Genomic DNA, 24,552 nt, shown 5'->3' with positions numbered 1-24,552 from the left:
AACTAAACCTCCAAGGACTTTTTATATTTAGCAAAAACCTCTTTTGGATGATTTTATAAAATCAACAAACTCACTCTCATGGGGCGACAATGGATGATCTGATCGATGGGCGATAAAAAACTCATTGTATATTTTAAGCCCTTCCACAGTGATTTCTTTTAAAATTCCATTTTTTAACTCTCTTTTTATTGTTAGCTCTGGTATAAAAGAAATACCTTTCCCAGAGATTACGGAAGTTTTAATAGCTTCCATAGAATTTAACTGGTAGATGATATTTAAATTATCTAAAGTAATGTCATGAGTATTTAAATGTCTTTTTATAGTTTCACGGGTTCCAGAGCCCTCCTCTCGAAAAATTAGCGGTAATTTTTTAAATTCATCCAAACCTATTTTTCTCTCAAGGAAGGGAAGGGAGGTTACCAATACCAGTCTGTCGCTGGCAATTTTGTCCGTCTTTATGTTTTTTGGAGGATTATTACCATGAATGATACCGATGTTTACAGTTCTATCTAGCAACTTTTTAACAACCCCTGCTGAGTTATCGATACTAAAATCTATGTTAACATCATCAAACTTTTGTTTATAAATATAAATACTGCATGGCAGTGCAAATTCACCTACAGCTTTACATGACCCCATCAACAGTTCCTTTTTTTGAGTTTGAATATTTTTCAGGTCTCTCTCAATATTATTATGCATAGACAAAATACTGTCGGCGTAATCAAAGACAATAGACCCAGCTTCAGTTAGCTTTACTCCTTTGTTACTTCTGATTAGCAGTGAAGAATCTAGTTGTTTTTCAAGGGACTGGATTTGCATACTCAGGCCGGGCTGCGTCAAATGAAGCTCTTTTGCAGCTTTGGAAATGCTATTAAGCTTTACTGTAACATAAAAAGATTTAAGATACTGTAAGTTCATTGTGTGCTCACTCCTCACTATTGGCCTCTCGATAAATATCAACTATATTATATCACATCAAACATGGGGGAAGTAATATAACTTAAAAGATGAAGCAGTAATGAATAAGTAAATATTATCTACCATAAGTGAATGTTATTACAATCAGATGGGAAAACACGCTATAATTTTAACATAGAGAAAAACATTATTTTTGTTAGATAATGAGGAGGAAGATACAATGGAGAAACAGGAGAAATTATTATCACGTGGGGATTTTATAAAAGGTGTAGGCGTATCAACAGTAGCGGGAGTAACGTTATTAGGAGGATTAGGAAGCCTTATGACAGCATGTTCTAAAGGAGCTGATGCTTCTAGCACTTCAACCCCTCAGTGGCCACTACCTTATACTAAATTGGATGAGGAAAAAGTCCAAAAAAGAGCTTATGAGGCATATATGGAGCTAGGTGGCTGAGGTATTGGAGTAGCTGAAGGGTTCTTCGGCACGATCAGTGATGAGGTGGGTTACCCATTTAATCATATCCCGCCACAGGCTTTTAGAAGTGCAGGTGGAGGTTATGGAGGACAAGGTACTTTATGTGGTGCCCTTGGTGTAGCAGCTGCTTGTATCGGTATGGTTTGTGACGCCGACACTCAAAATGAACTTGTTAATGAGCTGTGGAATTGGTACAGAAAACATCCATTCCCTCAGTATCAACCAGCAGGGCTAGACTTGAAAACTACGGTAGCTGATTCTGTAATATGCTCTGAATCAGTTGGGAAATTTATGCAAAAACAAGGAGTCGCCTATGGAGATAAGGAGCGTAGAGAACGCTGTGCTGGCGTAACTTCAGAGATCGCTAAAAAAACAGTTGAACTATTAAATAAAACTTTATAAATATAAAAGTATCTAAAGCGCATCCATCTTTAAGTTATAAGGTGGATGTGCTTTTTTGTCGGCCTTAAAGTCTAAGTTTTTACAGATAGAGGATATAGTTTGAGAGTTGTAGAATAATTAAAATATAACAAAAATTAAAAGAGGTGTGTTTAGATGGCTAACAAGATTATCACAAAACCTAATGAGCTTGTTGAAAATGTAAAGGTGTTATATACCGGAAATCATTTTATTAGTGTGCCAATTATTGACTGTGAAACAGGCGGAGTAAAAAACTTTAATGTTATGTCCGGCTTCAATAAGGCTTTGGTTGAAGTTGAAGGCAAACAAAACCTGCTTTGTCCCGAGTTTTATAAAGAAAATACTAAACTACACATAAAAAAAGTTGAAGCCGAAAAAGAATTTTTTTACTATCCGAAATTGACATTCTTTTTAGATGACGATATTCAGGTGGAGGCTAAAATATATACAGATTTATATGAAAAGGGATTAATATATAAGTTTAAAAGCTCTGAGCCTATTGAGATAATCTTAAATTGCGACATCAATCAGCTAAATCTTCTTAGGTTTAACTCGCACCCTATCGAGACAAAAACAAAACTATTCATAGATAAGTGGCTTTCAAATCCAGTGGTGGATTGTATAACCCCAAAAGTGTCATTATCAATGGCATTTGGTGCCGATAGTGACTTTTCCTTTGAAGACGAATCGAGAAGCAATTTAATTAAGCTAAAGGTTAAATGTGCTAAGCAAAATGCATTTTATATGGCTATAAACTCTGATCCAGATGGTGCTTCCACTACTTTGATTCATTTAAGGAGAAAGGGATATCAAAAAATCTTTGAAGAGCTAAAGGATTGGTTTTCTGATAGGATAATAAGATATAACGAAGATAAACACCTAGAAAAAGTAATGAATGAAAATTTGTTTTTTAACTATTTCTTTGCTGTCGGAAAGGACATGGAAACAGATCAATACCTTGCGTTAACGTCTAGAAGTCCTCGGTACTACGTATCTGGGGCATTTTGGGAGCGAGATAGCTTTCTTTGGTCTTTTCCTGCTATAAAGCTGGTTAATCCAAAATTGCATCAAATAATTGCCCGGGATATGATGATTATGCACAGCAAAAACCCAGGGGACCACGCTCATTATATTGATGGCACCGTATTATATCCAGGCTTTGAATTAGACGAGGCAGCGAGTTATTTTATACTTTTAGGAGATATGTGCCTAGAGGATATAGATGAACAGTTATTTAGAGCTCTTTTAAGGGTATGGGAGTGTATTAAAGAGAGGTATGATGACAAAACAGGCCTTTATAGTACGTTTTTGCTTCCTTCAGATGATCCTGCTGATTATCCTTTTGTTACAATAAATAATGTTATTTTGTTAAGAGGGTTAAAAAACTTTGTAAAGCTGCTCAAAGCAAAAGACAGACTCAAGGATGCAGAAAATGTTGCACAAAAAATGAGCAAAATTAAAGATGGCATTCATAAGTATTTAGTTAAGGAAATAGATGGGAAGAAAATGTACCTTTGGTCCTCAGATGGTCAAGGTAACTTTAGACTTTATAACGATCCCCCCGGTAATATAGGGCTGTTGCACTACTATGGTTTTGTAGATAAAACAGACCCAGTATTTAAAAATACAATTAACTATTATTACTCCGCTAAATACCATTACTTCTTTAAAGATGCCAAAATTCAAGAGCTAGCCTGTGACCATCATCCTAATACACCGTCGGGACTTGGACTTTGTGGAAGCATATTAAACCCTCTGAAAACTGAGGAAGCACTTAAATGGTTAAAAGATGCAAACATGGACCACGGTTTGTTAGCTGAAAGCTACGATAAAAATAGCGGTGAAGGTAAAACAGGTGTAGGGTTTGCTACAGGTTCAGGTTATTTAGCTTTCGCACTGCACCATGTTTTGATAAGTAAGGAGGAATAATGTGAAAATAGCGGCGGTACACTGGAATGATGAAAAGTATAGACAAATTTCAGATTATAAAAAATTGCTAAGTGGTATAAAGAAAGATATCTTAGCCGCAAAAAAAGAAAGTTGTGAACTTGTGGTATTTCCGGGGTTTTTAGGAAGCTTATATGAGGAGCTTGGTGGCGGCCAGTTTGAAGAGTATATAGATGAAATTTGTAAGTTATCGCTTCATTTTAGCATAGCTATCTGCCCTGGTTCTTTTTGGGAGAGGTGCGAAGCAAAAAAATACCACGCTTCTTGTATTATAGATAATGGAGTCAAAATCTTAAATCAAAGACAAATTTATTTGGCGAGGTGGGAAAAAGAGAAAAAGTTAGATAGAGGAGTAGAGCTTAAAACTTGTCAAATTGGAGGTCTTACGGTAGGACTTATGGTGTCAACTGACAGTTTCTACCCACAGGTAGCGAGGGGGCTGGCTCAAAGAGGATGCGACCTAGTAATATCCCCAATAGGTTATATTGGATATTATAATGAAGCTTTACAGATAAGTGGCGTTTATCAAAAGGTACAACAAAATTTATTTTTTGCAATCGAAAGTGGCTACAACGGCGCTCTTGAAGGTATTAGTTTCTGGGGTGATACTGGTATTTATGCTCCTCTTCCTATGACCTATAAAGAACAAGGATTTATGGGGAGGGCTCAGGAGGGATCTAAGCTTATTTTGGCGGACCTAAATCAAGAAGAAAGAATGCACGCTATAAAACAGTTTGATGTATTGGCCCAGTTAAATCCAGATTGCTACTGCCAGATGAAAATGTATGGAGGGGAAAAATGATAGGGCACGATTTACTTAAAAACCTATTTGAGAAAAAATTATCTCACCAAAACTTATCCAAATACTGTGCGTCAGTTACAAAAACATATAATGATAACAAGGTTGACGCAGGCAATTTTAAGGTGTCATGTGTACAACGAGAAATCAATGTTGTAAGAGATGTTAAAGACTACATTAATTGTGTAAGCCTACTAGTGGAACAAGCTGCGAAGGAAGGAAGTAACTTAGTAGTTTTTCCAGAGTATAATTTTTTTGATTTGCTTGGGATTATCCCAGGCTTTTCAAGTGTTAACCGTTATGCAAATAAACGTGCTGTTAAAAGCTTTAATTCAAAAAAAAGTGCACAAAAGAAGGCAGAACCTAAGCAAAACCCTTTTTTAAGGTCTATCCTGGCTAGCACAGCAAACCCTATAGCTGATGGAATTAAATTTATTTATTCCAGTTTAGCAAAAGAGTACAATATATATATCTATACGGGTACATATATAGAAAATAGGGAGGGAGTTTTGTTTAATACTGGCGCATTATTTGACAATGATGGTAAGTTAGTTGGAGCACAAGATAAAATCCACTTAACGGACTTTGAGGTAAGTATAGGGTTAGATAGAGCAAACAACCTAAAGGTTTATGAGCTACCTTGGGGTAAAATTGCTTTTCCAATCTGTATGGATGCCACATATTTTGAGACTTTTCAATTGGCAAGAGAATTAGGAGCGGATATAGTCATAATACCAATTGCTAATATGGAGGAGTATAGCTTATGGAGGGCTTTAAGAGGAATGTGGCCTAGGGTACAAGAAAGTTATGTGTATGGGCTTAAATCCTCACTAAATGGTTGGATTGGTGGAATGCACTTTACTGGTAAGGCTGGAATTTTTGCACCACTGTCTATAACAGACAAAAAAGATGGTTTGGTAGAAATAGCGCCAGAACATGAAGGCTCTTATGTAATAACTGCAGAGCTGGATATTCAAAAGCTATATATGGCTCGGCAAAAAGACCAATACTATGGGGATAAAAACTATGCGTTTGAAAAGGAGTATTTGACAAAAACCTATAAAAAGTAGGGAGAGATGAGTAGATGAGTGGTAATAGAAAGCTTATGGCCTTAATGTATGCCTTAGGATATTTAGGTATTTCAATCTTTACTCAAACAACAGTAAAATGGTATCAATACTACTATGCTCCACCAGAAGCTAATGATGGGGGCTTGCAAATTTTAATACCGTTAGCGTTAGTAGGTTTAACAATGATTATAGCTAGACTTTTTGATGGTATTGCAGATCCTTTAGTCGCATATTTTTCTGATAACTGCACCAGTAAAAAAGGAAGAAGAATTCCCTTTATTCTTTATGGTTCAGTACCATTAGCTATTACTTTCATTGCGTTGTGGTTTCCACCAGTTTCGTATCAGTCAATATGGAACTTTGTATATTTAACTGTTGTATTGAGCCTATTTTTTATTTGCTTCACTATTGTTGTCGGTCCCTACTTAGCTTTAATTCCGGAAATCTCCAAGACTAAAAAAGAGCGAAATACATTAACTATGCTACAAGGGATTACCCAAGTGATAGGCGTAATGATTGCGGAGGCCGGATCGGGTGTGCTAATCAGCATGTATGATTTTAAGGTTATGGGCATAGTTTTAGGATTAATAGCCCTTGGTACTATTTTATTAACACCTATTTTTGTGAAAGAAGAACCATTAAAAGAAAAACCTAAAGACATCTCAGCATCCGGCATGGTCTCATCGGTGCTGAAGACCTTAAATAATAGGGACTTTCTTTTTTATCTTTGCTCCTATCTTACGGTATGGTTTGGTATCAATACTTTAACTATTGCTATGCCATACATAAGTGAAGTACTGTTAGGTATGAATGCTGAAAGCTCAGGTTTTTTAATCGCGGGAGCATTTGTGGTTGCTGTAATATTTAGCCCTTTTCTTCCTAAGTTTACTAACAAGTTTGGCAAAAGAACGGTTATGATGGTATCTTCGGCTTTATTTGGGATGATTTTGATATCAACTGGCTTTTTTGGAACTGTCTTTCATACGTTTAGCGCTACAATAATTATCGCGCTGGCGGGGGTTCCCCTTTCTGCCGCTTTTATAATTCCTAATGCTATGGTTGCAGATATTGCAGAATATGACGGAGTTATTAATAAACAAAAAAGAGAAGGAATGTTTTTTGGGGCACAGGGGCTGATAATTAAGATAGTGGTTGGGGCATCATCTTTTGTAACGCCCTTTATTTTTAATAGGTTCGGGTACTCAGTATCTGAACCTTTAGGATTACAACTGATAGGCCCTATTGCTGGGGTAATGGTGCTAGTAGGTATAGTATTTTTAAATTGCTATTCCTTAACAGAAGAGAGACTTGAGGAGATTAGAAGTTAACCTACGATAAAAGTTATTCTTTACATTGTAAAAAGGAGAAGCAGCATCTAGCTGTTTCTCCTTTTTATTTTTCCTTAACTTTTTCATATATTATAAGTTTGCTTAATATATTTGTTAAAAAAGTAAGGAAGAAGGGAGTAGTATGAGAAAAGCAATAGGAATATTATTGTTAGTAGCTTTTATAGTTTTATCTACTCAAATAGGTTATGCACAAGAGGACATAGATTACTTTGACTTTAACGCAAAAAGCTACATATTGATTAACCAAAGTACTAAACAGGTTTTGGCAGGAAGAAATTATGATGAAGAACTTTTGATGGCTAGCACCACAAAAGTTATGACAGCCATAGTTGCGTTGGAGTTGATTGAAGATATCAATGGTTACTTTAAAGTTACACCAGAGGCAAGTGGAATTATAGGGAGTTCTATCTATTTAGAAGAAGGGGAAACCATCCCGATAAAAGATCTTTTGTATGGCTTGATGATACGTTCTGGAAATGATTCAGCAGTGGCACTGGGGATTGCAAGTGCAGGTAGTGAAGAACACTTTGTTAAACTAATGAACGAAAAAGCTGAAGAGATTGGCGCAGGCAACACTTCTTTTGACAATCCACATGGTTTAAATGCAGAAAATCATTATACAACTGCTAAAGATCTAGCTATAATAACTGCTTATGCAATGGAGAATCCCCTTTTTAGAGAAATAGCTTCAACTACCTTTTATCGAAGTACAAACTTAGAGGGAAAGGTCAGAGCATTCCACTCTAATAATAAATTTTTACTTAATTATGATCATGCTTTAGCGGCAAAAACAGGCTGGACAACTGAGGCTGGAAGATGTCTTACTGGAGCAGCGAGTAAAGACGGGCAAGATCTAGTTGGAGTGCTTCTTTATGCCCCTAACTGGTTTAATGATTTAGAGGAAATGATGGAGTGGGCTTACTCTAAATATAAGGGAGTAATGGTCATTGAAGAAGATACATCGATGGGACTGATAGCTGTAGAAAATGGTGAAGAACCGTATGTAGCAGCAAGGGTACCTAAAGACATAGTGCTTTCTATAGAAAGAGAGACAGAACCTGTAATAACAAGCGAAGTAATACTTGATGATATTGTGCATGCACCAGTTTACAAGGGGGATAAGATTGGAGAAAAACAAATCTATAAGGACGGAGAGTACATATATACCTTAGACTTAGTTGCACATAAAGACATAGCTAAAGATTCTATTCCATGGTATAAGCGGTTTGTTACATGGTTTGGAGGTTTATTTTAGGAGGTTTTAAGGTTGGTTAATAAATTATGGTTTTTCTTTATAGTAGTTGGGATATTAGTCGCTGGTGTAAGGGGACAAATAGGTGAGATGACTACTGCCTTACTGGATTCTGCGGATAAGGGGGTTTCAGTTGCTTTTGGGCTAGTATCTATATTAACCTTTTGGCTAGGAATAATGAAACTAATAGAAAAATCAGGCTTACTTAAAGTAATTGTTAGGGTAATGCGACCGGTTGCAAAATTTTTATTCCCTGATGTTCCGGCAGACCATCCAGCTATGTCCTCTATTTTGATGAATATGAGTGCTAACTTTCTGGGTATGGGAAGCGCTGCAACACCCCTTGGATTAAAAGCAATGGAACAGTTACAGACACTTAATAAGGATAAAAAGACAGCTTCTGATGCAATGTGTACATTTTTAGCATTAAATACCTCAAGCCTTACACTGATTCCGACAACTGTCATTGCTCTGAGAGTGGCAACCGGTTCTACAAACCCAACTGCAACTGTGGCAACAACAATAATGGCGACTTTTTGCTCCACAATAGTTGCAATCTCAGTTGATAAGTTTTGCAGAAAAATATATCGGGGGAGATAAAATGGGAGTTATATCGATTGTGTCACAATGGGCTATACCGATGATGGTGTTATTTGTAGTGGTGTATTCATATATAAAAGGGGTAGACGTATTTGATACATTTGTTGAAGGGGCTAAGGAAGGGTTTCAAACAGCTATTAAACTAATTCCATTTTTGGTGGCTATGCTAGTGGCAATTGGGGTTTTCCGCCAGTCCGGCGCTTTTGACATCTTGATAGGACTTTTACAACCAGCACTTAACCTTGTAGGAATACCAGGGGAAATACTTCCTTTAGGGTTTATGAGACCAATTTCAGGAAGTGGAGCGCTAGCGATGACCACCGAAACTCTACAAACTCATGGACCTGATTCTATGCTTGGTTATATGGCTTCAACAATACAGGGAAGTACTGATACTACTTTTTATATTTTAACGGTATACTTCGGTTCTGTGGGGATAAGAAGGGTTCGCTACTCTATGTCTGTAGGTCTTATTGCAGATCTTGCAGGATTTTTAGCTGCAATTTTTGTTTGTTCTATTTTCTTTAACTAGCTCCTAGTTTCATACTAAAAAAACAACATGCTTATTAAATTTTCTAGATTTGGGAAAGATAGCTATATAATAAATACTTTTTATTAGGAGGCCTAGTTATGAGTAAGGTTATCGTTTTTGGAGGGGGTTGGGCTGGTTGTGCAGCTGCAATAAGTGCTCGAAAGTTAGGCGCTGAGGTTAAGTTAGTAGAAAGAACAGATATGCTCCTTGGAACAGGTCTTGTCGGAGGTATAATGCGCAACAATGGCAGGTTTACTGCAGCTGAAGAGATGATTGCTATGGGAGCGTCAGAACTTTTTGATATCTGTGACTCTAACTCCTTACATAAAGATATCGAATTTTTTGGGCACAAGCATGCATCCTTTTATAATGTTGCCGTAGTTGAAGGTAAGGTCCGTAGCTTGCTACATAAACTGGGTATAAAAACAATCTTTAACATGAGAGGAAAAGAAGCTGTAAAAAGAGGCGATAAAATAGTTTCTATTTCTTTAGATGACGGAACTGAAATCAATGGTGATTGTTATATAGACGCCACTGGGACTGCTGGTCCTATGAATAATTGTAGCACTTTAGGAAATGGCTGCGTAATGTGTATTTACCGATGCCCTACTTTCGGTGGGCGAATTTCGATTACTGAAAAAGCAGGGGTTAAAGAGTACTTTACTCAGAGAGAAGATGGTACTAACGGGGCCTTTAGTGGCTCCTGCAAAATAGTTAAAGAGTCACTAGCTGTAGATATTCAAGAAAAGCTTAACCAAGCAGGAGTTTGTGTTGTTCCAGTTCCTCCAGAGCTTCAAAAAGAAAATGTGCTTTCCATGAAAGCTTGTCAGCAATATGCTAAAAAAGAGTATCATGAAAATTTAGTTTTGCTTGATTGTGGACATGCGAAAATGATGTCACCTTACTATCCTTTATCTGTACTTAGAATGATTCCGGGGTTCGAAAATGCCCGCTACGCTGATCCCTTAGCTGGCGGAGTTGGAAACTCTATAAGGCTTTCTCAAATCGCAGAAACGCAGTCTAATATGTTAGCTGAAGGTGTTGAAAACCTATTTTGTGCCGGCGAGAAGGCAGGGCCATTTGTTGGGCATACAGAGGCTATAGTTACTGGTACCCTGGCAGGATTTAATGCGGTGAAAAAAGCAGAGGGCCAGAAGTTACTTTCTTTTCCTACATCACTAGCAGTGGGAGAGGGCATAGTTTACACCCTTACGGAAGGAAAATCTAAGGGTATTAAATGCACATTTTCAGGTGCAGGTTTATTTAAAAACCTAGAAGCTAAAAAGTTATATTTCACTGATAAAGAAAAAGTAAGTGAAAGGGTTAAAAAGCAAGGGTTAGAAAACATTTTTGAAAAGTAGTTAAAAAAGATTTAAAGCCCAGCATCACTACGTATTTATATACGCTGTGTGCAGGGCTTTTTTTGGAGCTATTATTTTTGCTAGCAGACTTTAATGTTTACTAAACTTAATTTAAAATAGTAGATAGGTCGATAAAATATCTGCCTGTTTTTTGAGGACTGCTGGTGATTAGGTGTGATATATCTTTTAAGTAGTAAAGATGATTATTAATTTCTATGCTTATGCTCTCTAGTAACTGGGCTTTATCCAAAAAGAGATTGGTGCGAAGATATAGAGTAACACAATCGCATTTAGGAAGAAAAACAAGCATAGACTTTGGTCTTGGAGCGTTGAGAACATTATGGGGCACCTGAATTATGTTTGACGTTCCCACTCTTAAAACTTTTTGTGAAGGGTATATCCAGGTGGGGATATGAAAATCCATAGATGAAAAAGTTTTCTTCAAAATTTGCCCATCACAAAGTAACTGCCCTTCGATAAAACTGCCTAGATTTGCCCATGTCTTCCTTTCAGAAACAAGGTTAATTTTATAACCCATTTAATATCCCCCCTATGCATTATTAATAAATAAAAGAAAGGTTAGGTGTATATTTAGTTTAGTTTATTTTATATTAATAAAGTTGTTACTTTTTTTTGATAAAGGAGGTTTTTAAAAAGTGGAAAGACTTCAAAAGGTGATGGCAAATTATGGAGTGGCATCGCGAAGAAAATGTGAAAAAATCATAGAAGAAGGTAGAGTCAAGGTAAATGGGGTGATTATTACAGAGATGGGTATTAAGGTATCGCCAGAGGATAAAATTGAAGTTGATGGACAGTTAATTAGCGGCAGACCAAAACAAAAATATTACCTATTAAATAAGCCAGTGGGATATGTAACTACCGCTGACGACCCACAAGGCCGAAAAACAGTTTTAGACTTAATTTCGAAAAACGAAAGAGTGTTTCCAGTTGGCCGTTTAGATATAATGACCAGTGGTTTATTATTAATCACTAATGATGGTGATTTGGCATTTAAGTTAACTCACCCTAGCTTTACTGTTGAAAAAACTTATAAAGTTACAATAAATAAAGACATGGAAGAAAAAGAGGTGGATCTATTAGAAAAAGGTGTTCCCTTAGAAGATGGCATGACCGCACCAGCTAAAGCTCATAAAGCTAAAAGTAGCAAGGGCAGTTGTGAAATAATACTTACAATACATGAAGGGAAAAATAGACAAGTTCGTCGTATGATAAGCTACTTTGGTTATAAAGTAATAAGCTTAGAGAGAATAAAGTATAGCTTTTTAAATTTAGACGGTGTTAAAGTTGGTAACTACAGGGAGTTACATAGAGAAGAAATAGCTAAACTTTACAACTTAGCAAAAAAAATCACATAATTAGTATGAAACATATAGACAAAAGATGAAAAATAGTATAACATATTAATCATAATTACATAGTTTATGTTAAAGGTGGTGATACATTAATGGAGCTTAATGTGAGGCAAAAAAAGATAATCGAGATCGTCAAAGAAAATCAACCTATTACTGGTGAAGATATCGCTAAAAAACTAGGACTTACAAGAGCCACTTTACGACCAGACCTCTCAGTTTTAACCATGTCTAAGATTTTAGATGCTAGGCCGAGGGTGGGTTATTTTTATGTCGGCACTAAAACCAATGAAGGACTTTTAAAATTTCTAAAAGAGTCACCGGTAAAAGATGTAGGATCCCTTCCCATAGTAATAGCTGAAGGTAAATCGGTGTATGAAGCAATAGTCACCTTGTTTTTAGAAGATGTAGGAACTATATATGTTGTAAAAGATTCTTATTTGTCAGGAGTTATATCTCGGAAGGATTTGCTCAAAACATCTATTGGAAATAAAGACTTGAACACGATACCCGTGGAAATGGTAATGACGAGACTATCTCATATCGTTTATGTAAATGAAGACGATAGTATATACGAAGCGATAAGTAAAATACTTACTTACGAGATTGATTCTCTGCCAATTGTTACCGCCCATGATGTAAATAAATTAGAGGTAGTTGGTAGATTTACAAAAACCAACATATCAAGATTGCTTATGGAATTTGCAAATGGAAACTAGGAGGTAAAAATATGACACACTGTAATGGAACGGTTCATGTTATGTCAGACTCTTTAGGAGAAACGGCAGAACAAGTAGTAAAGGCTGTAGCTAGTCAATTTAATTCAGGGAATGCCGCTATAAATAGACATCCTTATATAACAGACCAGTTAGGTGTTGAAGAAGTAATAAAGGAAGCGGTAAAGGATAATGCTATGGTGGCTTATACATTTGTTTCTCCACAGCTTAGAGAATTTAGCGAAGCCTTATGCAAACAAATGCAGTTACCTTACGTAGATATTTTAGGCCCAGTAATGGAACAGTTCGAAAAAATAACTTCTATTAAACCTAAGCTAGAGCCTGGCATATATAGAAAGCTAGATGAAGAATACTTTAGAAGAATTGAAGCTATAGAATTTGCCGTTAAATACGATGATGGTAAAGATCCTAGGGGTATCTTAAGAGCGGATGTTGTACTTTTAGGAGTATCGAGAACCTCAAAAACTCCTTTAAGTATGTATTTAGCCCACAAACAAATAAAAGCTGCGAATGTACCGTTAGTACCTGAAATAAAACCACCTAAAGAATTATATGAGATAAATCCTAAAAAAATTATTGGTCTTACAATTTCTCCTTCACAACTTAATGAAATCCGAAGGGAAAGGCTACTTGCATTAGGGTTAGGCGATCACAGCTCTTACGCTTCAATGGAAAGAATATTGTCAGAGTTAGATTATGCTGAAAATATAATGAAGGATTTAAGTTGTCCCGTCTTAGAGGTTACCAACAAGGCAGTTGAAGAAACAGCAGGCAAATTATTAGAGATTATAAAGGAGGAGAATGGCAATGACTAAATTAGTTTACTCTTTTAATGATGGAAACAGAGATATGAGGGAAGTACTAGGAGGTAAGGGGGCTAACCTATCTGATATGACCAATTTAGGTCTTCCTGTGCCTCCTGGATTTACAGTAAGCACAAATGCTTGCAACAAATATTTCGAAGACGGCCAGAAACTGACCGAAGAGCTAATAAACAGCATCAAAGTAGAATTAGAAAAAGTTGAGAAATCCCTAGGTAAAAAATTGGGGGGGAGTAAAAACCCACTACTAGTTTCTGTTAGGTCGGGAGCACCTGTTTCAATGCCTGGTATGATGGATACTATATTAAACCTGGGGTTAAATGATGAAACTGTAGAAGCTGTTGCATTAGAAACAAGTAATAGAAGATTTGCCTTTGATTGTTATAGACGCTTTATCCAAATGTATGGTGATGTTGTGTTAGGCGTGCCACATTACAGATTTGAAAGAAAGCTTGAAAGTCTTAAGCAAAATGAAGGTGTCACTGAAGATACAAAGCTAAAAGCTGAAAGCCTTAAGGAGCTATCCGAGGACTATAAAGCAATAATTAAAAAAGAAACCGGCGAAGATTTTCCACAAGATCCCAAAGAGCAGCTATTGAAAGCCGTTGAAGCTGTGTTTGCATCTTGGAACAATCAACGGGCAAAACTATATAGACAAATAAATAAAATTCCTGACCACTATGGCACCGCTGTAAATGTTCAAGCTATGGTGTATGGCAATATGGGTGAAACCAGTGGTACAGGGGTGCTTTTTACAAGAAATCCTTCTACAGGTGAAAATAAACTTTACGGAGAATTTTTAGTAAATGCTCAAGGGGAAGATGTAGTTGCAGGAATACGCACTCCAAAACCAATTTTAGAGCTAGAAAAAATTATGCCTGAAGTATATAAAGAACTAAATGATATAAGTTATAAACTAGAAAAGCACTATAGAGATGTACAAGATATAGAATTTACCATAGAGCAAGGTAGGCTATTTATGCTTCAAACAAGAAATGCCAAAAGAACTGCTGCTGCAGCTGTTAAAATAGCTGTTGATATGGTTAACGATAATATTTTAACAAAGGATGAAGCCATTTTAAGGGTAGACGCCTCTCAATTAGATAAATTGCTGCATCGACAAATAGACGATGGAAGTCATGTAGAACATATCGCAACAGGTCTTCCTGCTTCTCCAGGCGCCGCAACGGGAGCCTTAGTATTTAGTGCAGATAATGCAGAAAAACTAGTTGAAAAAGGGAAAAAAGTAATTCTAATCAGACCGGAAACTACACCCGATGATATACATGGGATTGTAGCAGCTGAAGGGATTTTAACCCAAAGGGGAGGTATGACCAGCCACGCTGCAGTAGTGGCTAGAGGCATGGGCAAGCCATGTGTTTGCGGATGTGAAGCTTTAAACATCGACATTATGGATAAAAATGTAAAAATAGGTGAAGAGACATACAATGAAGGTGATATAGTTACTATAGATGGGGCTACAGGTAATGTTATTAGTGGAACTGTAAAGCTTATAGATCCTGAGTTAAGTGATGAGTTAATAACATTTTTAGGATGGGCGGACGATGTAAGACAGTTAAACGTAAGAACCAATGCTGACACCCCTGAAGATGCTAATAAAGCACGTGAGTATGGCGCTGAAGGAATTGGGCTTTGTAGAACAGAGCACATGTTTATGGCTCAAGATAGGCTGCCGATTGTACAGCAAATGATTTTATCTGACAGTAAGGAAAAGCAACAAGCTGCATTAGATAAGTTACTTCCATTCCAAAAAGAAGATTTTTATGGGATTTTCAAGGCCATGGCAGGGTTGCCTGTGACCATCAGGCTTTTAGATCCACCTTTGCACGAGTTTTTACCAAATGCTGAAGAGCTGGCTAAAGAAATTAACGAGATGAAATCAGAGGCAAAGCCTGCTTATAAAATTAAAGAAAAAGAACAGATTTTAAAGAGGATAAAAAGCCTGCATGAATCTAACCCAATGCTTGGACATCGTGGGTGTAGATTGGCAATAGTTCATCCAGAAATTTATGATATGCAGGTCCATGCAATATTTTCAGCGCTAGAAGAACTTAAAAAAGAGGGGATAGATGCTATACCTGAAATAATGATTCCTCTTGTTGGCGAAGCTAAAGAACTTAAGATTGTAAAGGATAATGTCTTAAAAGTGGCAAACCAGTATTCACACTTGGACTTGGATTACAAAGTGGGTACAATGATTGAGTTGCCAAGAGCTTGTGTAACTGCTGATGAGATAGCTGAGCATGCAGAGTTTTTCTCTTTTGGGACTAATGATCTAACTCAAACAACCTTTGGTTATAGTAGAGATGATGCTGAGGGCAAGTTTTTACCTGCCTATATAGATAAAAAGATTTTACCTGAGAATCCTTTTGTATCTATCGATGAAAAAGGTGTGGGTGTTTTAGTGGACTTAGGTGTTGCAAAAGGAAGAAAGGTCAAAAAGAACTTAAAAATAGGCATTTGTGGAGAACATGGTGGAGATCCTCAGTCTATAAACTTCTGTCAAAAAGTAGGGTTAGATTACGTTAGTTGCTCACCATTTAGAGTCCCAATTGCACGGTTAGCAGCAGCCCAAAGCTATATCTCACAAAAAAAGTAACATCTTTGTCAAAACCCTTTTTGACAAAGATGTTATCCTGAGCTAAGCGAAGGATCTTGCTCTTAAAGCAGTTATGTCAAAACCCTTTTTGACAAAGATGCAGTTCCCTAGGGAACTGCATCTTTGTTATTTAATATTTTAGGAAGTAGCTAAAATATATTGGTAACCCATTTTACTCCATTACCTATACCGTCTATAATACCCCAGAAGCCTCGGACTAGAAAGTTCGCCCTAGGCACATCTTCTAAAACATAGATGGGATCTTTTATAACAGTTTGCCCATCAACAACATATTCCACAGTGCCCACAACGTCACCTTTTTCAAGAGGAGCAGAGACATTTTTATCTATCTTTATTTGTGGTTTTAAGAAATTATGCTCTCTAGGAACAACTAAATTTAGATCCTCTAAAACTCCTACCTGATAGACTCCTCTTTTAGCTGAACGAAAAGAAGCACTTTCAATTGCCTCATTAGCATCTAAAACATTTCTAATTTGAAACTTTTTAGCAATAAAATCATTTAAGATTTCTTCTACTAAAGTATCTCGATTTGAAATCGTTTCGCGGTTAGTATTACCCTCCACGTCCATTAAAACGACGATATAACGACGTCCGTTAACAGTTGATGTTACTGATATACATCGACCAGCATTTCCTGTATAGCCGGTCTTAAGGCCGTCTAGGTTCTCATGCCTTACTAAAAGATCTCTAAAGGTTGAAGGAAAAGTAGTGTGTGGAGGATAGGACATTGTATAAGATGTCATACTTGAATATTCGATAGCTTGTGGGAAATCACTTATTAACCTTTGTGATAGTTTTGCAACATCTCTTGCGCTCATTAAGTGGTTATCCTGATCTAGACCATGTGAGTTTAGAAAATTAGTTTGCTTAAGTTCTAATTCTTTAGCGGTCTCGTTCATTCTTTCGACAAACGCCTCTTCACTTCCAGAGATTTTTTCAGCTAACGCTATTCCAGCATCATTAGCTGAAATAACAGATACCGCAATAAGTAATTCTTCAACTGAGACCTCGCTGCCTGGCACAGCCCATACTCTAGATGCACCTGGTACAAGTTCGGTAGCCTTTTGACTTATCGCTACTTTGTCATCTAAGTAGATTTCGCCATTTTCTAAGGCGTCAAAAATAACATACATTGTCATCAGCTTAGTAAGGCTAGCAGGCGCTACAGCCTCTGTTGCATTTTTTTCATATAGTATAAATCCAGTTTCATAGTCCATTACCACTATATTACTTGCTTCAATTTCAAAAGGGTCAGCCTGCTGGGCAAATGACGGTGTAGTGATAAAGATAAATATCGAAATAATTATAAGAGCGATCAAACATTTTGAGCTAATTTTTTTCATCAACTCATCTCCTTTCTTTCATAAAACTGTATTAAATTGTTAGAGTTATATTAATTTTTATTGTAAAAGTAAATTTTAGGTAAAGGTATTGAATATATTAAAAAAGGAATGTTAAAAAGGAAAATAATAAAGTTTGTGGAATATAGATAGTATGATTTGAGGTGAAATCGATGACAATAAGACAGATGTTAGAAGCTAAAGAAAAATCAACTCTTAACAAGTATGCTTGCCTTAGCTCAGAAACACTAGGTAGAGAACAAGAAGAGAACTTATGCGATATAAGAACTAATTTTCAAATGGACAGAGATAGAATTTTACACTCTAAATCATTTAGACGCTTAAAGCATAAAACTCAGGTCTTTATATCCCCAGAAAGCGACCATTTTAGAACAAGGTTAACTCATACTTTAGAAGTTGCTCAGATTGCTAGAACTATGGCAAAGGCTTTAGAATTAAATGAAGACTTAACAGAAGCGATAGCCTTAGGACACGACCTTGGGCATACGCCATTTGGCCATGCTGGAGAAGATGCGTTAAATAGCGTTACACCTTTTGGTTTTGCCCACAATCTGCAAAGCATTCGAGTTGTCTGCAAATTAGAGGGGGATAACGGACTTAATTTATCTAAAGAAGTCCTAGATGGTATTAAAAATCATACTGGACCAATTTCTCCATTTACCTTAGAGGGACAATTGGTAAAGCTAGCTGATAGAATTGCATATATAAACCACGATATAGAAGATGCAATAACTGCTAACATCATAAGTGCAGATGATCTACCGTTTAAATCATTAAAGGTATTAGGCTGTAGCAAAAGTGATAGAATTGATACTTTAGTTAAAGACATAATCATTTGTAGTAAAGAACAGCAACAAATTAGCCAAACTCCTGTTGTTAAAGAGTCCATGGATGAGCTCAGAGAATTTTTGTTTGACAGTGTTTACTTAAACTCACCTGCAAAAACTCAGGAGTATAAAGCTAAAAACATGATAATTCAATTATACCATTTATTTTTACAAAATCCACAAAAAATGGAGAGCAAAGATCACGCCGATGCTAATGAATTAGGAGATGTTGAACGAAAGGTATGCGACTACATCGCAGGTATGACCGACCGCTATATAGTCTCTACTTACAAACAACATTTTATCCCAAGAGGCTGGTCTCGCAACTTGTAATCTTTGGAATAAATTTTAACTTTCCGTCAATAATAAAACAGAACAATTATTTTTACAAACGAAATAAAAAATTAACACAAAAATGCAGGAAAAGATATCACAAAAAGCGAATATTATAATCGACAAATTACTAACGTCGTTCGTATAGTTTTGTATTAAAAGTGCTTCTAAAGACGGGCAAAACCATTGTAGTCAAAAGATTGTTATGCGTTTTGAGGGTCTTTAAAAAATAAATCAATTAAAAAAGAAGGTATTTTTATAACTATGTCGAATAATGTCTACTTGTCACCCTATAGTTTACTTACAACAATTTTAATATCAACTCCGAAAGGGGGGGAGATAATTGGCTAAAAAGGATAAAAAGTTATCTGAAATTAAACAGGAGTTACTCGAAAGAGGTAAAAAAAGAGGTATTTTAACTTATAAGGATATTATGGACTATCTTCAGGGATTTGACTTAACCTCAGAGCAAATCGATGAGTACTACGAGAAGATTATAGCTATGGGGATTGAGATAGTTGACGATGTCGATGAAGAGGATATTTCTGAGCTGGCTATGCAAACTGCTGAAAAAGAAGATGACACTGAAAAAGAAGCGGAAGATATCGATTTGGAAGTTTCACTCCCAGAAGGGATTAGCGTCAGTGATCCTGTGCGAATGTACCTTAAAGAAATAGGTAGAGTTCCACTTTTGTCAGGACAAGAGGAAATCGAACTGGCAAAGCGTATGGAACAAAATGACGAAGAAGCAAAGAGGTTGCTTGTGGAAGCCAACCTTAGACTAGTTGTCAGTATCGCTAAGCGATATGTAGGTAGAGGTATGCTGTTTTTAGATCTTATACAAGAAGGGAACCTAGGCCTTATAAAAGCAGTTGAAAAGTTTGACTATAGAAAAGGTTATAAATTTAGCACCTACGCAACTTGGTGGATCAGGCAGGCAATAACTAGGGCTATTGCTGACCAGGCTCGCACAATTCGTATCCCAGTTCATATGGTTGAAACTATCAACAAACTTATCCGAGTTTCTAGGCAGCTAGTGCAGGATAAGGGTAAAGAACCTACACCAGAGGAAATTGGTAAGGAGATGGGATTAGAACCAGAGCGTGTAAGAGAAATTCTAAAAATTGCACAGGAACCAGTTTCTTTAGAAACACCGATTGGTGAGGAAGATGATAGTCACTTAGGAGACTTTATTGAAGATCAAGATGCTAAAGCGCCTGCTGATGTAGCTGCTTTTGAACTTCTAAAAGGTCAGCTTGAGGATGTGTTAGACACATTGACTGATCGTGAAGAAAGTGTCCTTAGGTTAAGATTTGGAATTGATGATGGAAAGCCAAGAACTTTAGAAGAGGTAGGGCAGGTCTTTGGTGTGACCAGAGAAAGAATTAGGCAGATTGAGGCTAAGGCCCTTAGAAAATTAAGACATCCAAGTAGAAGTAAAAGATTAAAGGATTATCTTGAGTAAGAGATCCTTTAATCTTACTCTTTTCTCCACGCTTAAATGCTGTAAGCTCTCACTTTGGCAGTTTTAAGGTGAACCTAAGAGTTGTAAGTGGGGGCAACATATTATTATTTACAATATATCTTCAAAAAGTTTATAAAAAAATAAAAAAAGTGTTGACTTCTGACCAAAAAACATTTATAATTTATATTGTTGCTGAAACACATTCCTCAGTAGCTCAACGGTGGAGCAACCGGCTGTTAACCGGTAGGCTGTAGGTTCAAATCCTACCTGAGGAGCCATAAGGGCCCATAGCTCAGTTGGTCAGAGCAACCGGCTCATAACCGGTTGGTCCCTGGTTCGAGTCCAGGTGGGCCCACCATTACCTGGCCCCTTGGTCAAGTGGTTAAGACACCGCCCTTTCACGGCGGTAACAGGGGTTCGAATCCCCTAGGGGTCACCACTTTGACGTAAAGCACACTATAAAATAGTGTGCTTTTTTTATATTGTAGCATAAAAATTTGCATTGTGTTTTTAAATGCTTATTTTTAACTTTTTGTGATATATTATTTATTAAGGAGGACGTATGCTATGCATTTAACAGCGCGTTTAAAAACTGTAGCTAAATTAGCTGGTCAATGCGAAGTTTTAGCTGATATAGGCACTGATCACTGCCATGTTCCGATATATCTTTTAACAAGAGGGGAAATTTCCAAGGCTGTCGCCTCTGACATAAATGAAGGTCCGTTACAGGCTGCCAAGGATACTGTGCAAAGGTACGGTTTTTTAAAGGAAGTATCGATAAGGTTAGGGAATGGGATGGAAAGCCTTAAAGAGTCTGATAACGTGGATGCAGTTGTAATAGCAGGCATGGGTGGAGAGACAATCTGCAGTATATTGGACAATAAACCTGCTTTTTTAGACAACAGTTGTCGATATATACTACAGCCAATGACCGATGTCCCGTTAGTTAGGAAATGGCTATGCCAACATGGCCATGAAGTTATAGACGAAGATATTGCTAAAGAAGGTAATCGTTATTATAAAGTTTTGACGGCCCAAAAAAAACCGCAAGTTGATGGTTTAACAGAGGTTGAACTTGAGTTTGGACCTAAACTTTTGAAAAAAAAGCATCCTTTATTAAAGGAATACATAAATAAAAGGAGAATAAAAAATAAAGAAGTGCTTTCAAACATACAAAAAAGTGCAAATCAAAAAATAAAAGAAACTAAAACTGTAGAGTTGATCAAAGAACGTAAACTAATAGAGGAGGTGTTAAAATGGCTTTAGCAATAGCTGAAATTACAAAAGAATTAGAAAGTATAGCACCTAAAAGTTTAGCGTACTTTTCTAAGGATAATAATGGACTGTTAGTTGGAGATAGTAGTCAAAAAGTCAATAAAGTGATGGTAACATTAGACATAACAGAAGATATTATGGAGTATGCAATAAAAAGTAAGTGTGATCTTATCATAAGTCATCACCCAATAATCTTTGGCGGAATTGATAAGATAGATACAAAATCTAAGACAGGAAGAATTATTATTAAAGCTATCCAAAATAATATATCAATTTATGCCGCCCATACTAACCTTGACGTAGCTTGGGGCGGGGTTAATGATAGCTTGGCCAAGAAGTTAGGCTTAAAAGTAACTGGTGTTTTAGATAAAATAGAGGCATCAAAATACTACAAGGTTGTCGTATTTGTTCCCTTAGATTATAAGGAAAAGGTCCTAGATGCTATGGCGCAGCAGGGAGCAGGAAACATTGGTGATTACAGCCACTGCACTTTTACCACGTTAGGTGAGGGAACCTTTAAGCCATTAGAAGGATCTAACCCTTTTTTAGGGGAGACTGGCAATTTAGAAACAGTTAAAGAAGTAAAGATAGAGTCTATAGTGTCTTCTGACAGGTTAGGTGGGGTCCTTTCTGGCATGAAAAATGCGCATCCATACGAAGAAGTAGCATATGATGTCTTACCACTTCAAAACAACCCAGACGTTTATGGACTGGGACGAACAACTGTATTAGAAGCGCCCATTACTTCTATAGAGCTCGCTAACCATGTGAAGAAAGAGCTTAACTGTACTGCTGTCAAATTTTTTGGCGATAAAGGAAAAAAAGTTTCAAAAGTAGCTGTTTTAGGTGGTAGTGGGGGTTCTTTAATAAAAAAAGCTAAAAAGTTAAATTGCCATGCTATTATTACCTCTGACGTAGATTATCACCAGGGGCAGCTAGCTGATGAGTTGGATATCTGCATTATAGATCCCGGTCACTATCACACAGAAGTAGTTATAGTGGAAGACATTGCTCAAAAATTGAATAAGGTGTTTTCAGGTAAGGTTGACTTTCAAACAGCTTTAAATAACTGTCCTTATAGTTATATATAGAGATAGGCGCATAACGTCTATCTCTTTTGTTTTATCACCGATTAACTGGCTGTAAGACCCCAGTTTAAAAGCTCGAAAAAAGTATAAAAAGTAAGTGGGGCAAAAGCCCGATTGGTTTAATTAACAATCAGTGGAGGAAACATGTCCCCCACTGACTGAAGGGTAACTTTATAAAAATAAATTAGCGGGGTGATTTTTTTGATAGAAAAACTAAAAAAACTTCAAGACAAGGAAATTAACCAAGACTTTATCAAAACGCAGATTTTAGACTTAAAAACTAAAAAAGAAACTATAAGCTTTATTGATGCATCGCCACAACGGCTAGAGATTTTAAAAGGTATATTGAAAAAACATGACCAAAAGCTATCACAGCTAGATGACAAAAATGTGAACAGTGTTGAGAAGCTGAAGGTGGTAGAACAAAAATATGAGGAAAATATTCAGGTAAAAGAGTTGGAAGTTGCCTATCAAAAAGCTAACAGTTTGAAAGAACAGATAAGTAAGTTAGAAAATGAACAAATATCTGTAATGGAAGAAAAAGAAGGGGTAGAAAAAGAGATTGAACAACAAGAAGATGAAATTAAGTCGCAGAAAAGAATATATGAAGAACAACTAAAAGGTTTAAATACAAACTTAACAGAGCTTAATGTTACTGGTAAAAAGGAAAAAAAGGAGATTGAGGTTTTGCGACAAGAAATCCCCGTAGATATATTAGCAAGATATGAAAAATTAAAGCATAAACTAAAGCTTCCAGTTATAATAAATATTAAAGATGGGTATTGCACAGCTTGTGGTATGGAACAACCTTCCTACACAGGAAAACAAAAGCTAAAAACATGTGTCAATTGTAGCAGGATTTTTAATGTATGATATAGAATTAATTAAATGAGAACACTGTGGGAAAGGGGAAAAAAGGGGAAATGTTGAAACAGGAGAAGAAGAAATTATCGGTGTTTCCGATACTAGGGTTTTTTGCTCTGATTGTAGTGGGGTTTCTGATAATATTAACTTATAACGACTTATTAAGTTATAAGGCTATGTTGTCAAATCACATTGATGAGGAACATCAGGTGATTGAAGAAAGGCATGAGTTATATGTTAGGCTGCTAAACGAGGTAACTTCGGGTTATGATCACAGCAACAATAGTCACATAAAAAACAAAATTGAAGCCATAAAAGCCTATCAGGAGTATGACGAAGCCTATTTTAATAAGTTACAGGCCCTAGAAAATGTTATGGATGACCTCAGAGCAGAAAAATTTAATGATTTAAATGACGAAGCACTAATTTATGAGTTTCAGAAAAATGATGAAAAATACGAAAAATTCATAACTAGCTATAACGAAAAAGTTGAAAAATATAACAGAAGCCTTGAAGGTGCTTTGCCCCGCTTTATTTCTAAGATAACAGGTTATAATGAAATGCCCCATATAAACTAAAAAGATAGCACAAAAGTTAATCACTTTTGTGCTATCTTTTTATCGCATAAAAAAAGACACCTTAAAAGGTGCCTTATTTATTCAGATATTTGAGTAGATTTATAAGCCGAGTTCTGTACTTTCTTTCTGAAAGTGATAGTCATCTATCTTGGATGTCAGTTGCCTGACACCTCCAGCGACCTTACCCGAGGAAGCAACGGGTCATTGCATCCATCCTCCTACTTGGTCTTGCTCCTGATGGGGTTTACCTAGCCAACTAGTCGCCTAGTTGCTGGTGCGCTCTTACCGCACCTTTCCATCCTTACCAGAAAAAACTGGCGGTTTATTTCTGTGGCACTATCCTTGAGGTCACCCTCACTGGACGTTATCCAGCACCATGCCCTATGGAGCTCGGACTTTCCTCAGACACTAACGTGTCCGCAACTATCCCATCTACTCAAACAAAAATCATCTTGGAGTATTAATATTA

At 36.6% G+C, this 24,552-nt stretch carries 22 protein-coding genes, 3 tRNA genes, 1 other RNA gene and 1 pseudogene; 23 read left to right on the top strand and 4 right to left on the bottom strand.

Going from position 1 to position 24,552, the window contains the following annotated elements:
* Window positions 1–27 precede the first annotated feature (27 nt).
* Window positions 28–918 (bottom strand): LysR family transcriptional regulator, encoded by an 891-nt coding sequence (locus PRVXH_RS08245; RefSeq protein ID WP_353892304.1) that lies wholly within the window; start codon window positions 916–918, stop codon window positions 28–30.
* A 220-nt stretch (window positions 919–1,138) separates the two neighbouring features.
* Between PRVXH_RS08245 and PRVXH_RS08240 the strand changes: the two genes are divergently transcribed.
* The 10 genes and pseudogenes from PRVXH_RS08240 to PRVXH_RS08195 form a co-directional block, all read left to right on the top strand.
* Complete coding sequence (locus PRVXH_RS08240) at window positions 1,139–1,372, top strand: hypothetical protein (RefSeq protein WP_353892303.1); 234 nt, start codon at window positions 1,139–1,141, stop codon at window positions 1,370–1,372.
* 3 nt (window positions 1,373–1,375) lie between these two features.
* Window positions 1,376–1,795 (top strand): C-GCAxxG-C-C family protein, encoded by a 420-nt coding sequence (locus PRVXH_RS08235; protein ID WP_353894564.1) that lies wholly within the window; start codon window positions 1,376–1,378, stop codon window positions 1,793–1,795.
* Window positions 1,796–1,948: 153 nt separating this feature from the next.
* Window positions 1,949–3,742, top strand: coding sequence for a glycoside hydrolase family 125 protein (locus PRVXH_RS08230; protein ID WP_353892302.1), 1,794 nt, complete (start codon window positions 1,949–1,951; stop codon window positions 3,740–3,742).
* Between the two features lies 1 nt (window position 3,743).
* Window positions 3,744–4,562 carry a carbon-nitrogen hydrolase family protein gene (locus PRVXH_RS08225; RefSeq protein WP_353892301.1) on the top strand — a complete coding sequence of 273 codons (819 nt, stop codon included), beginning with the start codon at window positions 3,744–3,746 and terminating at the stop codon, window positions 4,560–4,562.
* Entirely contained in the window at window positions 4,559–5,629 is a 1,071-nt protein-coding gene (locus tag PRVXH_RS08220) for a nitrilase-related carbon-nitrogen hydrolase (protein ID WP_353892300.1), read from the top strand. Before PRVXH_RS08225 ends, PRVXH_RS08220 begins: the two co-directional genes overlap by 4 nt.
* Before the next feature lie 14 nt (window positions 5,630–5,643).
* Window positions 5,644–6,957, top strand: coding sequence for an MFS transporter (locus PRVXH_RS08215; protein WP_353892299.1), 1,314 nt, complete (start codon window positions 5,644–5,646; stop codon window positions 6,955–6,957).
* Window positions 6,958–7,099: 142 nt separating this feature from the next.
* Window positions 7,100–8,233: a D-alanyl-D-alanine carboxypeptidase family protein gene (locus PRVXH_RS08210; RefSeq protein WP_353892298.1), complete on the top strand. Its 1,134-nt coding sequence runs from the start codon at window positions 7,100–7,102 to the stop codon at window positions 8,231–8,233.
* Between the two features lie 12 nt (window positions 8,234–8,245).
* Window positions 8,246–8,830, top strand: a complete 585-nt coding sequence (locus PRVXH_RS08205; protein WP_353892297.1) for a nucleoside recognition domain-containing protein — start codon at window positions 8,246–8,248, stop codon at window positions 8,828–8,830.
* 1 nt (window position 8,831) lies between these two features.
* A complete protein-coding gene (locus PRVXH_RS08200) occupies window positions 8,832–9,362 on the top strand; it encodes a spore maturation protein (protein WP_353892296.1) in 531 nt (176 codons plus the stop codon).
* A gap of 92 nt (window positions 9,363–9,454) precedes the next feature.
* Window positions 9,455–10,723, top strand: a pseudogene (locus PRVXH_RS08195) (FAD-dependent oxidoreductase); the annotation flags it as partial.
* Between the two features lie 106 nt (window positions 10,724–10,829).
* On the opposite strand, the gene PRVXH_RS08190 reads toward PRVXH_RS08195, so the two are convergent.
* Window positions 10,830–11,261, bottom strand: coding sequence for a hypothetical protein (locus tag PRVXH_RS08190; RefSeq protein WP_353892295.1), 432 nt, complete (start codon window positions 11,259–11,261; stop codon window positions 10,830–10,832).
* A 118-nt stretch (window positions 11,262–11,379) separates the two neighbouring features.
* On the opposite strand from PRVXH_RS08190, the gene PRVXH_RS08185 reads away from it, so the two are divergent.
* The 4 genes from PRVXH_RS08185 (at window position 11,380) to ppdK (ending at window position 16,271) form a co-directional block, all read left to right on the top strand.
* Window positions 11,380–12,099 (top strand): pseudouridine synthase, encoded by a 720-nt coding sequence (locus PRVXH_RS08185; protein ID WP_353892294.1) that lies wholly within the window; start codon window positions 11,380–11,382, stop codon window positions 12,097–12,099.
* A gap of 89 nt (window positions 12,100–12,188) precedes the next feature.
* Window positions 12,189–12,812: a helix-turn-helix transcriptional regulator gene (locus PRVXH_RS08180; protein WP_353892293.1), complete on the top strand. Its 624-nt coding sequence runs from the start codon at window positions 12,189–12,191 to the stop codon at window positions 12,810–12,812.
* A gap of 11 nt (window positions 12,813–12,823) precedes the next feature.
* Window positions 12,824–13,645 carry a pyruvate, water dikinase regulatory protein gene (locus tag PRVXH_RS08175; RefSeq protein ID WP_353892292.1) on the top strand — a complete coding sequence of 274 codons (822 nt, stop codon included), beginning with the start codon at window positions 12,824–12,826 and terminating at the stop codon, window positions 13,643–13,645.
* A complete protein-coding gene (gene ppdK / locus PRVXH_RS08170; protein ID WP_353892291.1) occupies window positions 13,632–16,271 on the top strand; it encodes a pyruvate, phosphate dikinase in 2,640 nt (879 codons plus the stop codon). Before PRVXH_RS08175 ends, ppdK begins: the two co-directional genes overlap by 14 nt.
* Window positions 16,272–16,420: 149 nt before the next feature.
* On the opposite strand, the gene PRVXH_RS08165 is transcribed toward ppdK, so the two are convergent.
* The gene (locus PRVXH_RS08165; RefSeq protein WP_353892290.1) at window positions 16,421–17,635 is read right to left on the bottom strand and encodes a D-alanyl-D-alanine carboxypeptidase family protein; all 1,215 of its coding nucleotides are present in this window, start codon (window positions 17,633–17,635) and stop codon (window positions 16,421–16,423) included.
* Window positions 17,636–17,805: 170 nt separating this feature from the next.
* Between PRVXH_RS08165 and PRVXH_RS08160 the strand changes: the two genes are divergently transcribed.
* From PRVXH_RS08160 to PRVXH_RS08120, 9 genes are all read left to right on the top strand, one after another.
* The gene (locus PRVXH_RS08160) at window positions 17,806–18,813 is read left to right on the top strand and encodes a deoxyguanosinetriphosphate triphosphohydrolase (RefSeq protein ID WP_353894563.1); all 1,008 of its coding nucleotides are present in this window, start codon (window positions 17,806–17,808) and stop codon (window positions 18,811–18,813) included.
* Between the two features lie 343 nt (window positions 18,814–19,156).
* Window positions 19,157–20,278: an RNA polymerase sigma factor RpoD gene (gene rpoD / locus PRVXH_RS08155; RefSeq protein ID WP_353892289.1), complete on the top strand. Its 1,122-nt coding sequence runs from the start codon at window positions 19,157–19,159 to the stop codon at window positions 20,276–20,278.
* Between the two features lie 203 nt (window positions 20,279–20,481).
* Window positions 20,482–20,556, top strand: a tRNA-Asn gene (locus PRVXH_RS08150).
* A 3-nt stretch (window positions 20,557–20,559) separates the two neighbouring features.
* Window positions 20,560–20,636, top strand: a tRNA-Ile gene (locus PRVXH_RS08145).
* 6 nt (window positions 20,637–20,642) lie between these two features.
* Window positions 20,643–20,717 (top strand) — tRNA-Glu (locus tag PRVXH_RS08140).
* 128 nt (window positions 20,718–20,845) lie between these two features.
* Window positions 20,846–21,544, top strand: a complete 699-nt coding sequence (locus tag PRVXH_RS08135) for a class I SAM-dependent methyltransferase (RefSeq protein ID WP_353892288.1) — start codon at window positions 20,846–20,848, stop codon at window positions 21,542–21,544.
* Window positions 21,535–22,644 (top strand): Nif3-like dinuclear metal center hexameric protein, encoded by a 1,110-nt coding sequence (locus tag PRVXH_RS08130; protein ID WP_353892287.1) that lies wholly within the window; start codon window positions 21,535–21,537, stop codon window positions 22,642–22,644. The genes PRVXH_RS08135 and PRVXH_RS08130 overlap by 10 nt, the downstream gene beginning before the upstream one ends.
* A gap of 198 nt (window positions 22,645–22,842) precedes the next feature.
* Window positions 22,843–23,514, top strand: coding sequence for a hypothetical protein (locus tag PRVXH_RS08125; RefSeq protein ID WP_353892286.1), 672 nt, complete (start codon window positions 22,843–22,845; stop codon window positions 23,512–23,514).
* Between the two features lie 50 nt (window positions 23,515–23,564).
* A complete protein-coding gene (locus PRVXH_RS08120; RefSeq protein WP_353892285.1) occupies window positions 23,565–24,083 on the top strand; it encodes a hypothetical protein in 519 nt (172 codons plus the stop codon).
* Between the two features lie 86 nt (window positions 24,084–24,169).
* On the opposite strand, the gene rnpB is transcribed toward PRVXH_RS08120, so the two are convergent.
* An RNA gene (gene rnpB / locus PRVXH_RS08115) (RNase P RNA component class A) lies at window positions 24,170–24,522 on the bottom strand.
* Window positions 24,523–24,552 lie beyond the last annotated feature (30 nt).

The sequence above is a fragment of the Proteinivorax hydrogeniformans genome, assembly GCF_040515995.1.
GTDB classification, from domain to species: domain Bacteria; phylum Bacillota; class Proteinivoracia; order Proteinivoracales; family Proteinivoracaceae; genus Proteinivorax; species Proteinivorax hydrogeniformans.
This window is presented reverse-complemented; position numbering and strand designations above follow the sequence as displayed.